The 16,905-nt window shown below is 70.8% G+C and carries 13 protein-coding genes and 1 pseudogene; 6 read left to right on the forward strand and 8 right to left on the reverse strand.

The genetic code is table 11. The annotated features are described in order from the left end of the window. On the forward strand, window positions 1-2,013 hold a 2,013-nt coding region (locus PH203_RS16460; protein WP_289920735.1), incomplete at its 5' end, for a hypothetical protein. A gap of 74 nt (window positions 2,014-2,087) precedes the next feature. Here the strand turns inward: PH203_RS16460 and PH203_RS16465 are convergent. The 5 genes from PH203_RS16465 to PH203_RS16485 all read right to left on the reverse strand — a co-directional run bounded on the left by PH203_RS16465 (window position 2,088) and on the right by PH203_RS16485 (window position 7,378). Next, entirely contained in the window at window positions 2,088-2,534 is a 447-nt protein-coding gene (locus PH203_RS16465) for a helix-turn-helix domain-containing protein (RefSeq protein WP_289920736.1), read from the reverse strand. 5 nt (window positions 2,535-2,539) lie between these two features. Beyond that, a complete protein-coding gene (dnaJ, locus tag PH203_RS16470; protein ID WP_289920737.1) occupies window positions 2,540-3,718 on the reverse strand; it encodes a molecular chaperone DnaJ in 1,179 nt (392 codons plus the stop codon). Window positions 3,719-3,754: 36 nt separating this feature from the next. After that, the gene (grpE, locus tag PH203_RS16475) at window positions 3,755-4,411 is read right to left on the reverse strand and encodes a nucleotide exchange factor GrpE (RefSeq protein WP_289920738.1); all 657 of its coding nucleotides are present in this window, start codon (window positions 4,409-4,411) and stop codon (window positions 3,755-3,757) included. Further along, window positions 4,408-6,252 (reverse strand): molecular chaperone DnaK, encoded by a 1,845-nt coding sequence (gene dnaK, locus PH203_RS16480; protein ID WP_289920739.1) that lies wholly within the window; start codon window positions 6,250-6,252, stop codon window positions 4,408-4,410. Before dnaK ends, grpE begins: the two co-directional genes overlap by 4 nt. A 94-nt stretch (window positions 6,253-6,346) precedes the next feature. Then, window positions 6,347-7,378, reverse strand: coding sequence for an MraY family glycosyltransferase (locus PH203_RS16485; protein ID WP_289920740.1), 1,032 nt, complete (start codon window positions 7,376-7,378; stop codon window positions 6,347-6,349). A 214-nt stretch (window positions 7,379-7,592) separates the two neighbouring features. On the opposite strand from PH203_RS16485, the gene PH203_RS16490 reads away from it, so the two are divergent. The 3 genes from PH203_RS16490 (at window position 7,593) to PH203_RS16500 (ending at window position 11,345) form a co-directional block, all read left to right on the forward strand. After that, window positions 7,593-9,875 carry a (Fe-S)-binding protein gene (locus PH203_RS16490; protein WP_289920741.1) on the forward strand — a complete coding sequence of 761 codons (2,283 nt, stop codon included), beginning with the start codon at window positions 7,593-7,595 and terminating at the stop codon, window positions 9,873-9,875. 119 nt (window positions 9,876-9,994) lie between these two features. After that, on the forward strand, window positions 9,995-10,378 hold the full coding sequence (locus PH203_RS16495) for a DoxX family protein (protein ID WP_289920742.1): 384 nt from the start codon (window positions 9,995-9,997) through the stop codon (window positions 10,376-10,378). Window positions 10,379-10,415: 37 nt separating this feature from the next. Beyond that, window positions 10,416-11,345 (forward strand): RNA polymerase sigma-70 factor, encoded by a 930-nt coding sequence (locus PH203_RS16500; protein WP_289920743.1) that lies wholly within the window; start codon window positions 10,416-10,418, stop codon window positions 11,343-11,345. A 98-nt stretch (window positions 11,346-11,443) separates the two neighbouring features. Here the strand turns inward: PH203_RS16500 and PH203_RS16505 are convergent, their stop codons facing one another. The 3 genes and pseudogenes from PH203_RS16505 to PH203_RS16515 form a co-directional block, all read right to left on the reverse strand. Further along, entirely contained in the window at window positions 11,444-11,866 is a 423-nt protein-coding gene (locus PH203_RS16505) for a GNAT family N-acetyltransferase (RefSeq protein WP_289921286.1), read from the reverse strand. An 81-nt stretch (window positions 11,867-11,947) separates the two neighbouring features. After that, window positions 11,948-12,589: pseudogene (locus PH203_RS16510) on the reverse strand (M15 family metallopeptidase); the annotation flags it as partial. Window positions 12,590-12,609: 20 nt separating this feature from the next. Then, window positions 12,610-13,668: a phosphotransferase gene (locus PH203_RS16515; RefSeq protein ID WP_289920744.1), complete on the reverse strand. Its 1,059-nt coding sequence runs from the start codon at window positions 13,666-13,668 to the stop codon at window positions 12,610-12,612. Between the two features lie 166 nt (window positions 13,669-13,834). Between PH203_RS16515 and PH203_RS16520 the strand changes: the two genes are divergently transcribed. Both PH203_RS16520 and PH203_RS16525 read left to right on the forward strand, forming a co-directional pair. After that, window positions 13,835-15,133 carry a VCBS repeat-containing protein gene (locus PH203_RS16520; protein WP_289920745.1) on the forward strand — a complete coding sequence of 433 codons (1,299 nt, stop codon included), beginning with the start codon at window positions 13,835-13,837 and terminating at the stop codon, window positions 15,131-15,133. Window positions 15,134-15,248: 115 nt separating this feature from the next. Next, window positions 15,249-16,655, forward strand: coding sequence for an FG-GAP and VCBS repeat-containing protein (locus tag PH203_RS16525; protein ID WP_289920746.1), 1,407 nt, complete (start codon window positions 15,249-15,251; stop codon window positions 16,653-16,655). The last annotated feature ends 250 nt before the right edge of the window (window positions 16,656-16,905 follow it).

Genomic DNA, 16,905 nt, shown 5'->3' on the forward strand with positions numbered 1-16,905 from the left:
GACTACGTCAACTGGACCGGCTCCGCCAAGGTCAAGTTCACGTACACACCCCGCACCTCCGCCACCGTCGACAAGGTCAAACCCCTCACCCCGGCCGGCGTGTCCGTCTCGTACGACAAGAGCGGCAACAAGGCCAAGGTCAGCTGGGCGAAGAACCAGGAGATGGACCTCGCCGGGTATCGGGTCTTCCGGCGGCTCAAGGGTGCCTCCTTCGGCAGCGCGCCGCTCGCGACGACCACCTCCACCTCGTACACGGACACCCCGCCGCCCACCGGTGCGACGTACTACTACGAGGTCCGCGCGTACGACAAGGCGGGCAACGTCTCGACCGGCACCGCCGACCAGGCGGTGACGAGCGTGGACACCACCCCGCCCGCCGCGCCGTTCGTCGAGATGGACGCGTGCCCGGTGGACCAGCCCTACGCGGCCCCGGAGCTCGTCACGACCGCGGAGAACGCGGCCGACATCGCGCTCTACGAGATGCAGCGGCTCGACTCCGCCACCAACACCTGGACCACCGTCTACACCGGCACCAAGGGCGCGATCTGCGACACCGGTTACGCCGCCGACGGCAGCAAGGTCACCTACCGGGGCCGGGCCCGGGACGCCGTGGGCAACTGGTCCGCGTACTCGCCCGCCGCCACCTTCACCACCTCGGACCGGACCCCGCCGGCGACCGCGGCCGACGCGCGCGTCGAGTACCGGTCCGGCATTCCGCACGTGGCGTGGTCGGCGGTCGACGGGGCCGCCTCGTACCAGGTCCTGCAGTACGACCCGGCGACCGGCGGCTGGCGCGACGCGCTGCCCGGCGCCACGGACGACACCACCACCCCGACCACCACCACGGGCACCGACGTCGTGCCGCGCCAGCTGGTCGCGGTCGCCGACGGCTACCGGTACGCGGTGCGCTCGGTGGACGCGAAGGGCAATGCCGCGGCGCCCGTGGAGGTCACGCTGACGATGGCGGACCGGGCGGAGGCGATCGCGCCGTTCCGCACCACCGCGCACCGGTTCGGCGAGGGGGTGATGATCGAGTGGAGCAGCGCCGATCCGTGGACCTTCGGCGAGGACAAGCCGCTACTCACCTACCGGATCACCCGCACCGACAAGGCGACCGGCGAGAGCAGCGTGGTGGGCGCCTGCAAGCCGAACAACGCGCAGGACCTTCCGCTGACCGACCCCGAGACGTACTGGACCTGGAACACCGGCGACGCCCCCGACTACGCCGGTCCGCGGCAGATCAACGGCGTGTGCTGGGACGTCTCCGGCGCCTCCGAGACGACGTACGACTACACGGTCGTGACGATCGACCCGTACGGCCATGAGTCGCAGCCCGGGCCCGCCGGCACCGCGACCACGCCGGACACCGAGCGTCCGGCCCCGGTGCAGAACCTGGCCGCCGAGCAGATCCCGCTCGGTGTGCGCCTGACCTGGACCCCGCCGGCCGACGACGACGTCCAGGGGTACCGGGTGTGGCAGGGCGTCACCAACCCGGAGACCGGTGAGACGGAGTGGAAGGAGAACTGCTGGACGGGCAGTTCCCTGGCCGACACCGAGATCCTGTGCCCGACGGTCCCCGACGGTGCCGCGCACACCTACAAGGTGGCCGCGACGGACGGTTCCCCGCTGGTCGACTGGTGGGCCGGCCCCGAGGCCTTCCACCCCGCCGAGCTCACCGTCACCCTGCCCGACACCCGGCCGCCGGGCTGGACGGGCACCGGGATCGCCGAGGACCAGTACCCGGAGCTGTACATCGGCTGCTCCGAGAGCTCCGGCCTCGGTGACTGCTCCCGGTTCGCGAGCTACCGCGTGGAGCGCTGGGACCCGGCCACGTCCGCCTATGTGACCCTGAGCGAGGGCCCGACGGACGAGGACACCGTGTTCTACATGGACCAGACCGTCCACGAGGACACGCTGGGCCTCTACTACTACCGCGTCGTCCGCCTGGACGCCGCCGGCGCGGAGGCCGCGACCAGGCTGATCGCGTACGGCATCTGGGACGACTGGATCTGAGCCGGCCCGCGCGAGCGCATGAAAGGGGCCCGGAGGTTCTCCCTCCGGGCCCCTTTCACATGCCTGCCCGCGCGTCAGTCCTGGCGCCCCTTCGGCCGCCACACCACCAACGCGCTGGTCTGCTGCACCTCCTGGTACGGCACCAGATCCCGGCGGTACGAGGCGTGCACCGCCGCTTCCCGCTGCTGCATCGCCGCGGCGGCGCCCTCCAGGGCGGCCTCCATCTCGGCGACGCGGGACTGGAGCGCGGCGACCTGGTTCTCCAGCTCGATGATCCGCTTGATGCCGGCCAGGTTGATGCCCTCGTCCTGCGACAACTGCTGGACGGTGCGCAGCAGTTCGATGTCGCGGGCCGAGTAGCGGCGGCCCCGCCCGGCGGTGCGGTCGGGGGAGACCAGGCCGAGGCGGTCGTACTGACGGAGGGTCTGCGGGTGCAGGCCGGACAGCTGGGCCGCCACCGAGATGACGTAGACCGGGGTCTCCTCGGTCAGTTCATACGGGTTGCGTCGACGGCCGTCCATCTCGATCAAGCTCCCTTCGCGGCCTGGAACAGCTCCGCCCGCGGGTCCTCACCCGCGGTCGCCTCGCGATACGCCTCAAGCGCGTCACGAGCCTTCCCCGTCAGGTCCTTCGGGACACTCACCTCGACGGTGACCAGCAGGTCGCCGCGGGTGCCGTCCTTGCGGACCGCGCCCTTGCCACGGGCGCGCATGGTGCGGCCGTTGGGCGTGCCCGGCGGCAGCTTGAGCGTCACCGGCGGGCCGCCGAGGGTGGGGACACGCACCTCGCCGCCGAGGGCCGCCTCCGCAAAGGTCACGGGGACGGTGACGGTGAGGTTGTCGTCCCTGCGGCCGAAGACCGGGTGGGCGTCGACATGCACGGTGACGTACAGATCGCCGGCCGGTCCGCCGCGCTCGCCCGGGGCGCCCTTGCCGCGGAGGCGGATGCGCTGGTTGTCCGTCACCCCGGCGGGGATGCGGACCTGCATGGTCCGGGAGGACTTGGCGCGGCCGCTGCCCTTGCACTCCATGCAGGGGTGCTCGGCCATCAGCCCGCGGCCCTTGCAGTCCGGGCAGGGGTCGGTCAGCGAGAAGCCGCCGCCCGAGCCCCGCGCCACCTGACCCGTGCCGACGCAGGTCGGGCACACGCGCGGTGTGCCGTTCTTGTCGCCGGTGCCGGAGCAGGCCTTGCACGGGGACTGCGAGGACATCCGCAGCGGGACCGTGGCGCCCTCGATGGCCTCCGTGAAGCTGAGTGTGACCTCGGTGTCGATGTCCTGGCCGCGCCGGGGCTGGGTACGGGTGGTGCCCGCACCGCCGCGGTTGAACAGGCCGCCGAACACGTCGCCGATCCCGCCGCCGAAGCCGCCGGAACCCTGACCGCCCTGGGCGCCGCCTCCGAAGAGGTCGCCCAGGTCGAAGTTGAAGGAGCCGCCGCCCGCGCCCGGCCCCGGGCGGAAGCCGCCGTTGCCGAAGAGCGCGCGGGCCTCGTCGTACTCCTTGCGCTTCTTGGGGTCGCCGAGGACGTCGTTCGCCTCGGAGATCTCCTTGAAGCGCTCCTCCGCCTTGGCGTTGCCCTTGTTGGCGTCCGGGTGGAACTCGCGGGCGAGTTTCCGGTACGCCTTCTTGATCTCGGCCTCGGTGGCGTCCTTGGGGACGCCGAGGACCTTGTAGAAGTCCTTCTCGATGAAGTCCTTGGTGCTCATCCTCGACGCCCCTCCTCCCGTGTGCTTTCTACGACGTCAGCCCTCCTCAGGGCCGTTGTCCTTGTCGTCGTCGGCCTTGGACTCCTCCTCGGCCTTGACCGTCTGCGCGCCGGGCTGCGGCTCGGCGACGGCCACCCGCGCGGGGCGGATGGTGCGCTCGCCGATGCGATACCCGGGCTGCAGGATCGCCACGCACGTCGTCTCGGTGACGTCGGGCGCGTAGCTGTGCATCAGGGCCTCGTGGATCGTCGGGTCGAAGGGCTCGCCCTCCTTGCCGAACTGCTGCAGACCCATCTTCGCCGCGACGGTCTCGAGGGACTCGCCGACGGACTTGAATCCGCCGACGAACTCGCCGTGTTCACGCGCGCGGCCGATGTCGTCGAGCACGGGCAGGAGCTCGGTCAGGAGGTTCGCGACGGCGATCTCCTTGACCGTGATCCGGTCCCGCTCCACGCGGCGGCGGTAGTTCTGGAACTCGGCCTGGAGCCGCTGGAGGTCCGCGGTGCGCTCTTCGAGCGCCTTGCGGGACTGGTCCAGCTGGGCCGTCAGACCGGCGATCTGTGCTGTTGCGTCCCCGGCCGGGGCCGCCCCCTCGCTGTTCGGCGAGGTGGCGGCCTTCGGCTCGGCGTCGTCGGGGGTCGCGCCGGAGGGGACGTCGGGCTTCTCCTCGAAGCCCGGGGTCTCCTCGGTCACGCGGCACCGTCCTTGCGCTCGTCGTCGACGATCTCGGCGTCGACGACGTCGTCGTCGGCCTTGTCCTGCGGGGCACCGGCGTCGGCGCCACCGGCGGCCTGCGCGGCCTGGGCGTCGGCGTACATGGCCTGGCCGACCTTCTGCGAGACGGCGGCGACCTTCTCGGTGGCGGTGCGGATCTCGGCGGTGTCCTCGCCCTTGAGCGCGGTCTTCAGCTCCTCGACGGCGGCCTCGACCTCGGTCTTGACCTCGCCGGGGACCTTGTCCTCGTTGTCCTTGAGGAACTTCTCCGTCTGGTAGACGAGCTGCTCGCCCTGGTTGCGGGTCTCGGCGGCCTCGCGGCGGGCGTGGTCCTCCTCCGCGTACTTCTCGGCCTCCTGGCGCATCCGGTCGACCTCGTCCTTCGGCAGCGAGGAGCCGCCGGTGACGGTCATCTTCTGCTCCTTGCCCGTGCCCAGGTCCTTCGCGGTCACGTGCATGATGCCGTTGGCGTCGATGTCGAAGGCGACCTCGATCTGCGGGACACCGCGCGGGGCCGGCGGCAGACCGGTCAGCTCGAACATCCCGAGCTTCTTGTTGTACGCCGCGATCTCGCGCTCGCCCTGGTAGACCTGGATCTGCACGGACGGCTGGTTGTCCTCGGCCGTCGTGAAGATCTCGGACCGCTTGGTCGGGATCGTGGTGTTGCGCTCGATGAGCTTGGTCATGATGCCGCCCTTGGTCTCGATACCGAGGGACAGCGGGGTCACGTCGAGGAGCAGGACGTCCTTGACCTCACCCTTGAGGACACCGGCCTGGAGGGCGGCGCCGATGGCGACGACCTCGTCCGGGTTGACGCCCTTGTTGGCCTCGTTGCCACCGGTCAGCTCCTTGACGAGCTCGGCGACGGCGGGCATACGGGTGGAGCCACCGACGAGGACGACGTGGTCGATCTCGTTGATGGAGACGCCGGCGTCCTTCATGACGTTGAAGAACGGGGTCTTGCAGCGCTCCAGGAGGTCCGCGGTCAGCTGCTGGAACTGAGCCCGGGTGAGCTTCTCGTCCAGGTGCAGCGGGCCCTCGGCGGAGGCGGTGATGTAGGGCAGGTTGATCGAGGTCTCGGTGGACGAGGACAGCTCGATCTTGGCCTTCTCGGCAGCCTCACGCAGACGCTGCAGGGCCATCTTGTCCTTGGACAGGTCCACGCCGTGACCGGACTGGAACTGCTTGACCAGGTAGTCGACGACGCGCTGGTCCCAGTCGTCACCACCGAGGTGGTTGTCACCGTTGGTGGCCTTCACCTCGACGACGCCGTCGCCGATCTCCAGCAGGGACACGTCGAAGGTGCCGCCACCGAGGTCGAAGACGAGGATCGTCTGGTCGTCCTTGTCGAGGCCGTAGGCGAGCGCGGCCGCGGTGGGCTCGTTGACGATACGAAGGACGTTGAGACCGGCGATCTCACCGGCTTCCTTCGTCGCCTGGCGCTCGGAGTCGTTGAAGTAGGCGGGGACGGTGATGACCGCGTCGGTCACCTTCTCGCCCAGGTAGGCCTCGGCGTCCCGCTTCAGCTTCTGCAGGATGAACGCGGAGATCTGCTGCGGGTTGAAGGGCTTCCCGTCGAGCTCGATCTTCCAGTCCGTGCCCATGTGGCGCTTCACGGAGCGGATGGTCCGGTCCACGTTCGTGACCGCCTGGCGCTTGGCGACCTCGCCGACCAGCACCTCACCGTTCTTCGCGAAGGCGACGACGGACGGCGTGGTCCTGGCACCCTCGGCGTTGGTGATGACGGTGGGCTCGCCGCCCTCCAGAACGCTGACGACGGAGTTAGTCGTGCCCAGGTCGATGCCGACCGCACGTGCCATGGTGAATTCCTCCAGCTGACTTGAGTGGAACGGACTCAAGTGTGCATGACGCCCGGCGCTGGGTCAACAGACCTGAGTCGAGGCCACTCAACTCTTATCCGTTCCTTACACGCAACTGGGCCCCGACCTGCGGTGATGTCGGTCGAGGAGTGCTGGAGGGCTTGATACCGGGCTTGATGCGAAGCAGCGCGAACACGGCGACGAGGACCCCGCCGACCCCCCAGAGCGCCCCGGACGCGGCGATCGTCCCGAGGTGCACGAGGACGGCGACGAGTACCCCGGAGAAGGCCCCCGCCCCGAGCACGACCACGATCCCCTGCGGAGTGACCCCGACCTGGCGCAGCCGGTGTCCGAGATGATCGGGCCCGCCCCTGCGCCGCACACCGCGCACGAACCGCCGCGACAGCAGCACAAGGAGCACATCGGCTCCGACGAGGAGCGTGAGCGACACGAGGACGGCGGCACTGTCGGCGAGCCCGTACCCGGCGCGGGCGGTGACGACCACCGCGGCCGGCAGGAACCCGGCGAACAACGACCCGCACGAACCGAGCCCCACGCGCGCGGGGGGCCAGTTGTGCATGAGGAACCCGGCGAGCGAGGCGGCGAGCACGCTGAGCACCACGGCCGGACCGTCCATGACCTCGGCCGCGGCACAGAGCCCGCCCCCGAAGGCGGTGACGATCCCCACGCCCCCCGCGAGCCCGTCGGCATGATCGAGCGCACGGAACCCGAGGGCGACGAAGACGATCCACCCGACGGCTAGCACCCCTCCGGCCAGGCCGGTCTCCTCGTACGGCACGACGAACGCGGCGGCGACGGCGGTACCGACGACGAGAACCCTGGGCTTGACGCGCCATACGTCGGCGAGGAGCCCCAGCACGGCGACACCGGCGGCGGCCCCGACCAGCCTGCCGATCCCGTCCCCCAGGGGCGCGACCCCGGACCGGTCGCCGACCACCACGACAAGGACGGTGACACCGACCACGGCCACTCCCCCGGCGAGCGGCACCTTCCGCTGCCGACGCCGGTCGGTGAGACCGAGCCTGAGCGCGGGGGCGCGGAGGAGGGCGGCGAGGACGGCGGAGAGGAGAAGGGCGGAGGTGGCGGCGGCGATTCCGTAGAGCACGGATCCAAAATAGGGCCGAATGTCGCAATTCGGTATGAATAACACGATCGGATTGACTATCGGATCGACTGGCGACTCAGGCGACCCTCAGCGATCCAGATCACCCCGCCCCTGGCTACAGTGCGATGGAAGATACGGGTAGTCTCAGTCGGACTGCATAAGTTACCGCTTAGTAATCTCGAAGAACCCCCTCGCAGGCCCGAGGAGCCCCCAAATGCAACTCGCCGCGATCATCGTGTCGATGGTCACCATGACGGTCGGCGTCGCCCTGTTCGGCCGTGCCATCGTGCAGATCGTCCGCTTCATGATGCTCGGCCAGCCGCTCCCGGCCGGTTCCCGGACCAACGACCCCGTCGTGCGCACCATCACCGTGGTCAAGGAGTTCCTCGGCCACACGAGGATGAACCGCTGGGGCATCGTCGGCATCGCGCACTGGTTCGTGGCGATCGGCTTCTACACACTGCTCCTGACGATCGTGAACGCCGTCGGCCAGCTGTTCAAGGCCGACTGGCTGCTGCCGGTCATCGGTGACTGGGCGCCGTACAACCTCTTCATCGAGCTCATCGGCACGCTGACGATCGTCGGCATCGTGACCCTGATCGTCATCCGGCAGCTGAACCGGCCGGGCGGCGCGGGGCGCAAGTCCCGGTTCGCGGGCTCCAACACCGGCCAGGCGTACTTCGTCGAGACGATCATCCTCATCGTCGGCGTCTGCATCTTCATGCTGCACGCGCTCGAGGGCGCCCAGCACCACGTGGACGGCTACGAGGCCTCGTTCTTCATCTCGTACCCGGTCGTCTCGGCCCTGGAGGGCCTGGACCTGACCACCCTCCAGAACCTCACCTACTTCTTCGCCGGCCTGAAGATCGCGGCCTCCTTCATCTGGATGATCACGGTCGCCCTGAAGACCGACATGGGTGTGGCCTGGCACCGCTTCCTGGGCTTCCCGAACATCTGGTTCAAGCGCAACGCCGACGGCGCCACCTCGCTCGGCGCCCTGCTGCCGATGACCTCCGGCGGCAAGCCGATCGACTTCACCGACCCCGGCGAGGACGACGTCTTCGGTGTCTCCCAGGTGGAGCAGTTCTCCTGGAAGGGCCTGCTCGACTTCTCGACCTGCACCGAGTGCGGCCGCTGCCAGTCGCAGTGCCCGGCCTGGAACACCGGCAAGCCGCTCTCCCCCAAGCTGCTGATCATGTCGCTGCGGGACCACGCCCACGCCAAGGCGCCCTACCTGCTCGCGGGTGGCGGCAAGACCATGGAGGGCGAGGAGAAGGCGTCCGAGGAGCAGCTGGCGGGCGTCCCCGCCGCCGCCCTCGCCGAGGCCGAGCGCCCCCTCATCGGCACCGTCGAGGAGAACGGCGTCATCGACCCGGACGTCCTGTGGTCCTGCACCACCTGCGGCGCCTGTGTCGAGCAATGCCCCGTCGACATCGAGCACGTCGACCACATCGTCGACATGCGCCGCTACCAGGTGATGATCGAGAGCGCGTTCCCGTCCGAGGCGGGCACGATGCTCAAGAACCTGGAGAAGAAGGGCAACCCCTGGGGCCTGGCCAAGAAGCAGCGCCTGGAGTGGCTGAAGGAAGTCGACTTCGAGGTGCCGGTTGTCGGCAAGGACATCGAGGACCTCTCCGAGGTCGAGTACCTGTACTGGGTCGGCTGCGCCGGCGCCCTCGAGGACCGCGCCAAGAAGACCACGAAGGCCTTCGCCGAGCTCCTCCACATGGCGGGCGTCAAGTTCGCCATCATGGGCGGCGACGAGAAGTGCACCGGCGACTCCGCCCGCCGCCTCGGCAACGAGCCGCTCTTCCAGGAGCTCGGCATGGAGAACGTCATGGCGCTGAACATGGCGTTCGGCGAGGAGATGGACGAGGACGGCAAGGTGGTCCCGGAGTCCGCCAAGCCGAAGTCGGCGAAGAAGATCGTCGCCACCTGCCCGCACTGCCTCAACACCATCGGCAACGAGTACCCGCAGCTCGGCGGCGACTACGAGGTCATCCACCACACCCAGCTGCTCCAGCACCTCATCGACGAGGGCAAGCTGCTCCCGGTGACCCCGGTCGACGGCCTGATCACCTACCACGACCCCTGCTACCTGGGCCGCCACAACAAGATCTACACGCCCCCGCGCGAGATCATGACGGCCGTTCCGGGCCTGCGCCAGCAGGAGATGCACCGCCACAAGGAGCGCGGCTTCTGCTGCGGCGCCGGCGGCGCGCGGATGTGGATGGAGGAGCGCATCGGCAAGCGCATCAACAACGAGCGCGTCGACGAGGCCCTCTCCCTCAACCCCGACATCGTCTCGACCGCCTGCCCGTTCTGCCTCGTCATGCTCACGGACTCCGTGAACGGCAAGAAGAACGAGGGCAAGGCCAAGGAGTCCATCACGGTCGTCGACGTCGCCCAGCTCCTGCTGGAGTCGGTCAAGACGCCGGTGGACCCGGAGGACGCGGCGGCGACGGAGTCCGAGCCGGAGCCCGAGCCGGTGAAGTAGTTCCCACGGTGCTCCCGACGCCCCCTGTCCGGTTCTTCGGCGGGGGGCGTCGGCATGTCACAGGCGCGGTCGCCATCGTGTCGTAGAGGGCGAAGGTGAACCCGGACAAGGAGTTGACGATGAACCTCGCCCTGTGGATCGGTGCCGCGCTGCTCGCCGCGGTGGCCCTGGCCGGCGGCACCACCAAGACGTTCATGCCCCAGGAGAAGCTGGCCGCGGCGCCGGGCGGAGGCTGGACGGCCCATGTGAGCCCCGTCTTCCTCCGGACCCTCGGAGTCCTCGAGCTCCTCGCCGCGGCGGGCCTGATCCTGCCCGCCGTGCTCGACATCGCACCGGCGCTGGTACCGGTGACCGCAGTCTGCTGGATCCTGCTGATGATCGGTGCGATGATCACTCACGGTCGGCTCGGCGAGGCGAGGTTCGTGGTGCTGAACGTGGTCTATCTCGTACTCGCGGTGTTCATCGCGTGGGGACGGTTCGGCCCCGAGACCTTCACCGGCTGACCGGGGGCACACACCGTCAGTCGAGGGGGAAGCCGGCGTGACCAGGACCGAGGATTTCCAGGAGCTGCGACCTCTCCTGTTCTCGATCGCCTACCGGATCCTGGGCAGTGTGAGCGAGGCCGAGGACGCGGTCCAGGAGACCTGGCTGCGTTTCGAGGCCGCGGACACCGAGCCGAGGTCGGTCAAGGCCTATCTGTCGACCGCGGTCACCCGGATCTCCCTCAACGTCCTGCGCTCGGCCCGCGTCCGGCGCGAGGCGTACGTCGGTCCCTGGTTCCCCGAGCCCCTGCTCGCCGACCCCTACGAGGACCCGGAGCGCTCGGCGGAACTGGCGGACTCGGTGTCGATGGCGGCCCTGCTGCTCCTGGAGCGGCTCAGCCCGCTGGAGCGGGCGGTGTTCGTGCTGCGGGAGGTGTTCGACTTCGGCTTCCCCGAGGTCGCCGAGGCCGTGGGCCGCTCGGAGTCGGCCTGCCGTCAACTCGCGGTACGCGCCCGGCGGCACATGGCCGAGGGGCGCCCCCGCTTCGAGGCCGACCGCAAGGAGCGCGAGGAACTGGCGACCCGGTTCTTCGACGCGCTCCGCGAGGGCGACGTCCTCGGCCTCCAGGACCTGCTCGCCGCCGAGGCGTCGCTGGTCGGCGACGGCGGCGGCAAGGCCCCCCAGCTGGCCAGGGCGGTCGTCGGCGCACAGAACGTGGCCCGGCTGCTGGCCGGCGTCTTCCCCCACATGGCCCGGGCCGACGTCACCTTCGCACCGCACCTGATCAACGGCGAGCCCGGCGCGATCTTCCACGACCGCGACGGCAACGTCCTCCACACCATGGTCCTCGACATCACGGACGGCCGGATCCACACGATCCGCAACATCATCAACCCCGACAAGCTCGGCCACCTGGGTCCGGTGGCGGACGCGTGGGCGGTCGACCGGGAGGTACGAGGCACCGGGCCCGACCGCCACACGCCGTGAGCCGCGCGGCCCCGACGATACGGCGGGGCCCTGACCGGCGTACCCCTCCCATGGGAAGCGAACGCGGCCGCGTCACATGGGAAGCGAACGCAGCCGCGTCACATGGGAAGCGAACGCAGCCGCGCGGGCCCGTCCGGCCATACGGCGTCTTCGGCCAGCGGTGTCCACATGGTGTGGAGCGGATGCGCGATCACCCCGCCGGGCTGCTCCACCCGCATGCCGCCCTCCAACTCCCGCCACCCCAGCCGCCGATACAACGGCACCCGGTCCGGCAGGCAGAACAGCAGCCCGAACTCCGCGCCCGTGCCCCGGGCATGCTCGACCGCCGCGTTCACGACCGCCCGCGCCAGCCCGCGCCCCCGCATGCCCGGCGCCACGATCACCCCGCCGAGCCCCGCCACCCGCAGCCGCCGCTCCCCCACCTCGACCGGCGCCTCCACCAGCCCGGCATGCGCCACCAGCCGCCCCCGCTCACGGACCCCGAAGTGCACGTCCTTGTCCCGCGACCGCACCCCGAACACGGCGACCTCGAAGGGGTCTTGATCCCCGCCGGAGATCTCGTCGAGATCGGCCTTCGTGTACTGCGCGAGCCGTACGACGGGGAGTTCCTGAGGCCCGTACAGCGCCTGTCCGGCACCGGTGGCGAGGGCCCAGTAGCGGTCGCCGTACGACCAATGCCACCACTCGGTCGGGTAGTTGACCAGGCCCACCGCGGTCAGGGCCGCGGCGAGCAGCCGCCGGTTCGCCCGCGCCTCGGGGGCGATGCCGGGCGCGTCCGTGAAGCAAGCGCCCGCGCTCTCCTCCGGGGAGGCGTTGACCCTTGTCCCCATGTCGAGTTCGCGCCCGTCCATGTCCACGAGCGTGAGGTCGACCGCCGCGCCGGCGCTGTGCGGGGCGATCTCCGGCGGGGAGACGTAACGGCTGGCGGCGTCCCGCAACCGCCCCTCCGTCCAGCCCGGGTTGGCGGCGCGGAGGCCGGCGGCGTACTCCTCGAAGTAGGCGCGCTGGAGGGCGGGCGGCCGGTACCCCTCGACGAACAGCAGCCGGAGGCCGTCCGGGAGTAGTTCCTGAGCCTTCAGCAGACGGGCCAGCACGCCCTCACGCAGACACGCGAAGGAGCCGTACACGTCCTCCCGGAGCGAGGCGACGGAGAGGAACTCCCGCACATCGGCGAAGGGTTCGCCGCGATCGGCTACGGGAAACGCGGCGACCCGGGGGTCTGACATCAGCACGATCTCGGTCATGAGCCGATCATCTCCCGGTGTCAGAGCGGGGGTTCCGCGCCCATCCCCAGCAGCCACTCCGCGACAGCGCCCGGCCCCGCCGCGACCGTAGTCCCGGGAAACAGCCTGCCCCACGCCCGGACCGGGTTCAGCGCGCCGAGGCGGGTCGCGAGGGTGAGGGCGCGGTGCAGTTCCGCGGGGGTGAGTCCGGTGTCCGTCCAGGGTTCCAGGTAGGCGTCCCGGAGCCGGGGCAGCGCATCGGGGCCGTACTGCTCGCGGACCCTGCGGGCCGGGACGGTGAAGCTGCAGAAGGGGTGGGAGATCGCTGCGTCCCCCCAGTCGAAGAAGGTGAAGCGGCCCGGCGCGGGGTGGAAGAGCTGGCCGTCGTGCAGGTCGGCGTGGTCCAGGGCATCGGGGACACCGAACGCGGCGAGCTCCTCGCACCACTCGTCGAGCCTCGGCCGCAGCGCGACCAGCCGGGCCCGCTCGTCCTCGCGGAGCGCGGTGTTCGCGGCGACGGCCTCGTCGAAGATCCCCGGGAGCTCGGCGGTACGGGCACCGGGCACCCCGAGCCGCTCGATCTCCCCGGTGTACGGCAGGAGCGCCCGCTGCATGCTCGCGTACTGCCCGAGCGCCGCCTCCCAGCCCCCCGGCCCGTCGGCACCGCGCCCGATCGCCTCCCGGAACAGCTCACCCCCGTCCGGCAGCAGCGCCCACCCCCGCCCCGCGTCGACGGCCAACGGCTCCACCACCCGCCCCGGCACCCACCGCGCCAACGCCGCCCCGAGCCCCGCCTCGAAGGCGCTGCCGGGCGGATTGGCCTTGAACCAGACGACGTCCCGCCCCGCACGACCGCGGCCCCGCGGCCGGTCACCCCTACCGGACCCGTCGACGTGGGTCAGCCCTTCGACCCCCACCCGCGCCAACACGGACCAGGGCCGCACCCGCACCCTCCACGGCCCATGCGCCCGTACCCCCAGGGCATCGAGCTCCCGCTCCACCCACCCCAGGGCGGCCGTCCGCCACGTCTCGTCCTCCCAGGGGGTCACCGCATCCGCGTACTGCCCCCGGTCCACCACCGTCGCCGTCTCGTGCCGCATCGCGCCATCCCAACATCAGCCCGCCCCGCACTCCACCGCATTTCGGCACGACTCGACGTGCCGTCGCGCAAGGGGCCGTCGTCACGGCGCCCTCCCCCTTAACCCCGCGGTCGAACGCGTGCATCATTACCGGGATTCGTTGTCGATGATGCTGACGAGGTGTGCGGTGCGCGTGCGAAGAGCCGGGACGGCCGGACCGGGTGCGGCGATCCTCTGTGGCGCCCTGCTCCTCGTCTCCTGCGGTCCCACCCATCACGCCCGGAGCGCCGACAGCTCCCCGTCCGTACACGCGGCCCAGGCCCCCGCCGGGCTCCCGGTCCCGCGCGGCAAGGGCAGCAGGACCGAGGCCGACTTCAACGGCGACGGCCACCGGGACCTCGTACTCGACGACCTGGTCAAGTCGCAGGCGCACGCGGACGACCCGGGCATCGGGATCGTCTACGGAAGCTCCCGTGGACTCACGCCCGGCACCCGGCAGTTGCTCAGCCCCGCGAAGCAGGCCGCCGAGACCAAGGGCCAACTGCCCGCCGTTTTCGAGGCCGAGGCCGCCTGCGATCTCGACGGCGACGGCTTCACGGACCTCGTCGTGTCCACGGACCCGCCCTTCGACGGGCAGGGGCAGCCGCCCGTGCCGTTGCAGATACTGTTCGGCTCGCCTTCCGGCCTCACCGGCAAGGCGGTCAAGCTCGCCGTCCCGGCACGCGCCCGGGCCGGCAACGACTGGGCGGACCAGCCGGTGTGCGGGGACTTCGACGGGGACGAGGAACAGGACCTCGTCCTGCACGCCTCGGGCTCCCAACTCACCTATCTGCGCGGCCCGTTCACCCGCAAGGGCGCCCCCGGCACCGCCACGGCCCCCATCCCGGCCCCCGGCGAGGTCCCCACGGGCCCCGCCGTCGACGTGAACCTGGACGGATACGACGACCTGGTCGTCCGTACCGCGGAAGGCACCGCCGCCTCCGCCCTCGTCCTCGGCGGCCCCACCGGCCCCACCCGCACCGGCACCCGCCTGCCGGCCGGCATCGACGTCGCCCTCGGCCGTTTCGGCGAGGGCAAGGCGCTGGACGCGGCGGTGGGTGCTATGGGAGGCACCGCCCTCCGCTACGACCTCCCCGCCCCCACCCGCGCCACGCTCGCCTCCCCCGGCTCGGTCCTGGACACCGGCGACTTCGACGGGGACGGGCTGAGCGAACTCGTCTCCAGCGGCTCGCGGGTGAAGGTGTTCCGAGGCCGTACGGCCGGACTGTCCGCGTCGGGCATGGTGACCGTCGAGCCGGGCACCGTGGGCACCACGCGGGTGGTGGCCGTGGGGGACTTCGACGGGGACGGACGGGCGGACATCGCACTGCGGACCTACCGGGGCGAGACGAAGGACACCGTCGCCGTCTTCCCCGGCACGAAGAAGGGACTGGTGAGCGCCGATCCGGCCGTCACCTTCTCCACGTCCGTGTTCCTCGGCACCTGACCTCACAACAGCCCCAGAAGTTCACCGAACTCCCGTACAACCCACGCCTCTCACCGAGGGTCTCCTCATCGCGACACGTGCGCTTCCGGGCTCACCACCGACCTTTGGAGACCTCTTGACCACCCGCCCCCGGGCCACCCTCCTGGCCGCCGCCCTCCTCGCCTCAGGGCTGGCGCCGCTCGCCCTCGCCGCCCCCGCCACCGCCGCGGCCGCGAAGTACGCGGACGACTTCAACGGCGACGGCCACCGTGACCTCGTCCTCGGCGACCGCGCCGCCACGGTCGGCGGGAAGAAGGAGGCGGGCGCGGTCGCGGTCGTGTGGGGCACGTCGAAGGGGCTGGACTTCACCAAACGCACGGTGATCACCCAGAACAGCCCGGGAGTCGAGGGCGCGGCGGAGGCCCGCGACTTCTTCGGCGCGAAGGTCACCACGGCCGATGTGAACAAGGACGGTTACGCGGACGTCGTGGCCACCGCCCCCGGCGAAGACGCAGGCACCCGCCGCGGCACCTTCACCATCCTGTGGGGCGCCAGGTCCGGGTTCAGCGGCGGCAGTTCGTACGCGGCACCGGCCGGCGACGACCGCGTCACCAAGGACGTGGCCGTCGGCGACTTCAACGCCGACGGCAAGGTGGACGTCGTCTCGGTGGGCGACAACTACGTCTGGTACCTGCGCGGCCCGTTCACCAAGTCCGGCTCACGTGGCAAGGCGACCAACCTGGACCCGGTGGACGGCGAGGACATCAAGCCCGAGCTGGTCGTCTCCGGCAAGGTCACCAAGGACGGCACGGCCGACTTCGCGGTCATCGGTTACGACGGGGACACCGCCACCCACCGCGTCTGGTTCTACCGCGGCAGCGCGAGCGGCCCGGTCAAGCCGCCCAAGAAGTACGGCCTGCCCGCCTCCTCCGACCTCGCCGGCGCGAGCGCCACGATCGCCGACTTCGACAAGAACGGCTACGGCGACCTGGCCGTCGGTGTCTCCCGCTCCGGCAAGGGCGGCGCGGTGCACATCCGCAAGGGCACCTCCACGGGCTTCGCCGGCACCGTCAAGACGATCAGCCAGGACACTGCCGGCGTGCCCGGCGTGCCCGAGTCGGTCGACTACTTCGGCTACGACATCTCGGCCGGCGACACCAACGGCGACGGCTACCCGGACCTCGCGGTGGGTGCCCCGACGGAGACCCTCGGCAACGAGTTCTGGCGGGCCGGTGCCATCACCGTGCTGCGCGGCGGCGCGTCCGGTATCACCGGCACCAACTCACGCCAGTACGACTACACGGCGGCCGGCCTCCAGCGCCCGACCGACGAGAGCGACTCCTGGTTTGGCGCCTCGGTCCTCCTGCGCGACTACAACCACGACGGCCGCGCCGAACTCCTCGGCGCCGCACCGGAGATCGGCCGTCTGCACCTCTTCCCCGGCACCTCCTCCGGCCCGACAGCCACCGGCTCGACCACGCTCACCGTGAACGACCTGGGCCTGGGGGCCCGCCCCTGGTTCGGCGCCGCGCTGGCCGACTGACACCCACGAAGGAATCCTGAACGCGAAGCACCCCCTGCGCACCACCACAGCCCGGCCGAGAGCTTCGGCCCGACGGCCCAGGGCGGTGCGTTCGGCTCGGACCTGGCCGGGTGACACACCCGGCGATCCCTCCAACGACTACGGGTACTCCGCCGGCCATCCCCGCCTACCGCAGGGGACCTCGCACCTGCGACGCGACGGGCGTGACGTGGGTACCCCGCGGACGGCCTGATCGACGGAATGCTGCAGT

Origin of the sequence: Streptomyces sp. S.PB5 (assembly GCF_030403745.1) — a bacterium.
Lineage (GTDB): Bacteria > Actinomycetota > Actinomycetes > Streptomycetales > Streptomycetaceae > Streptomyces.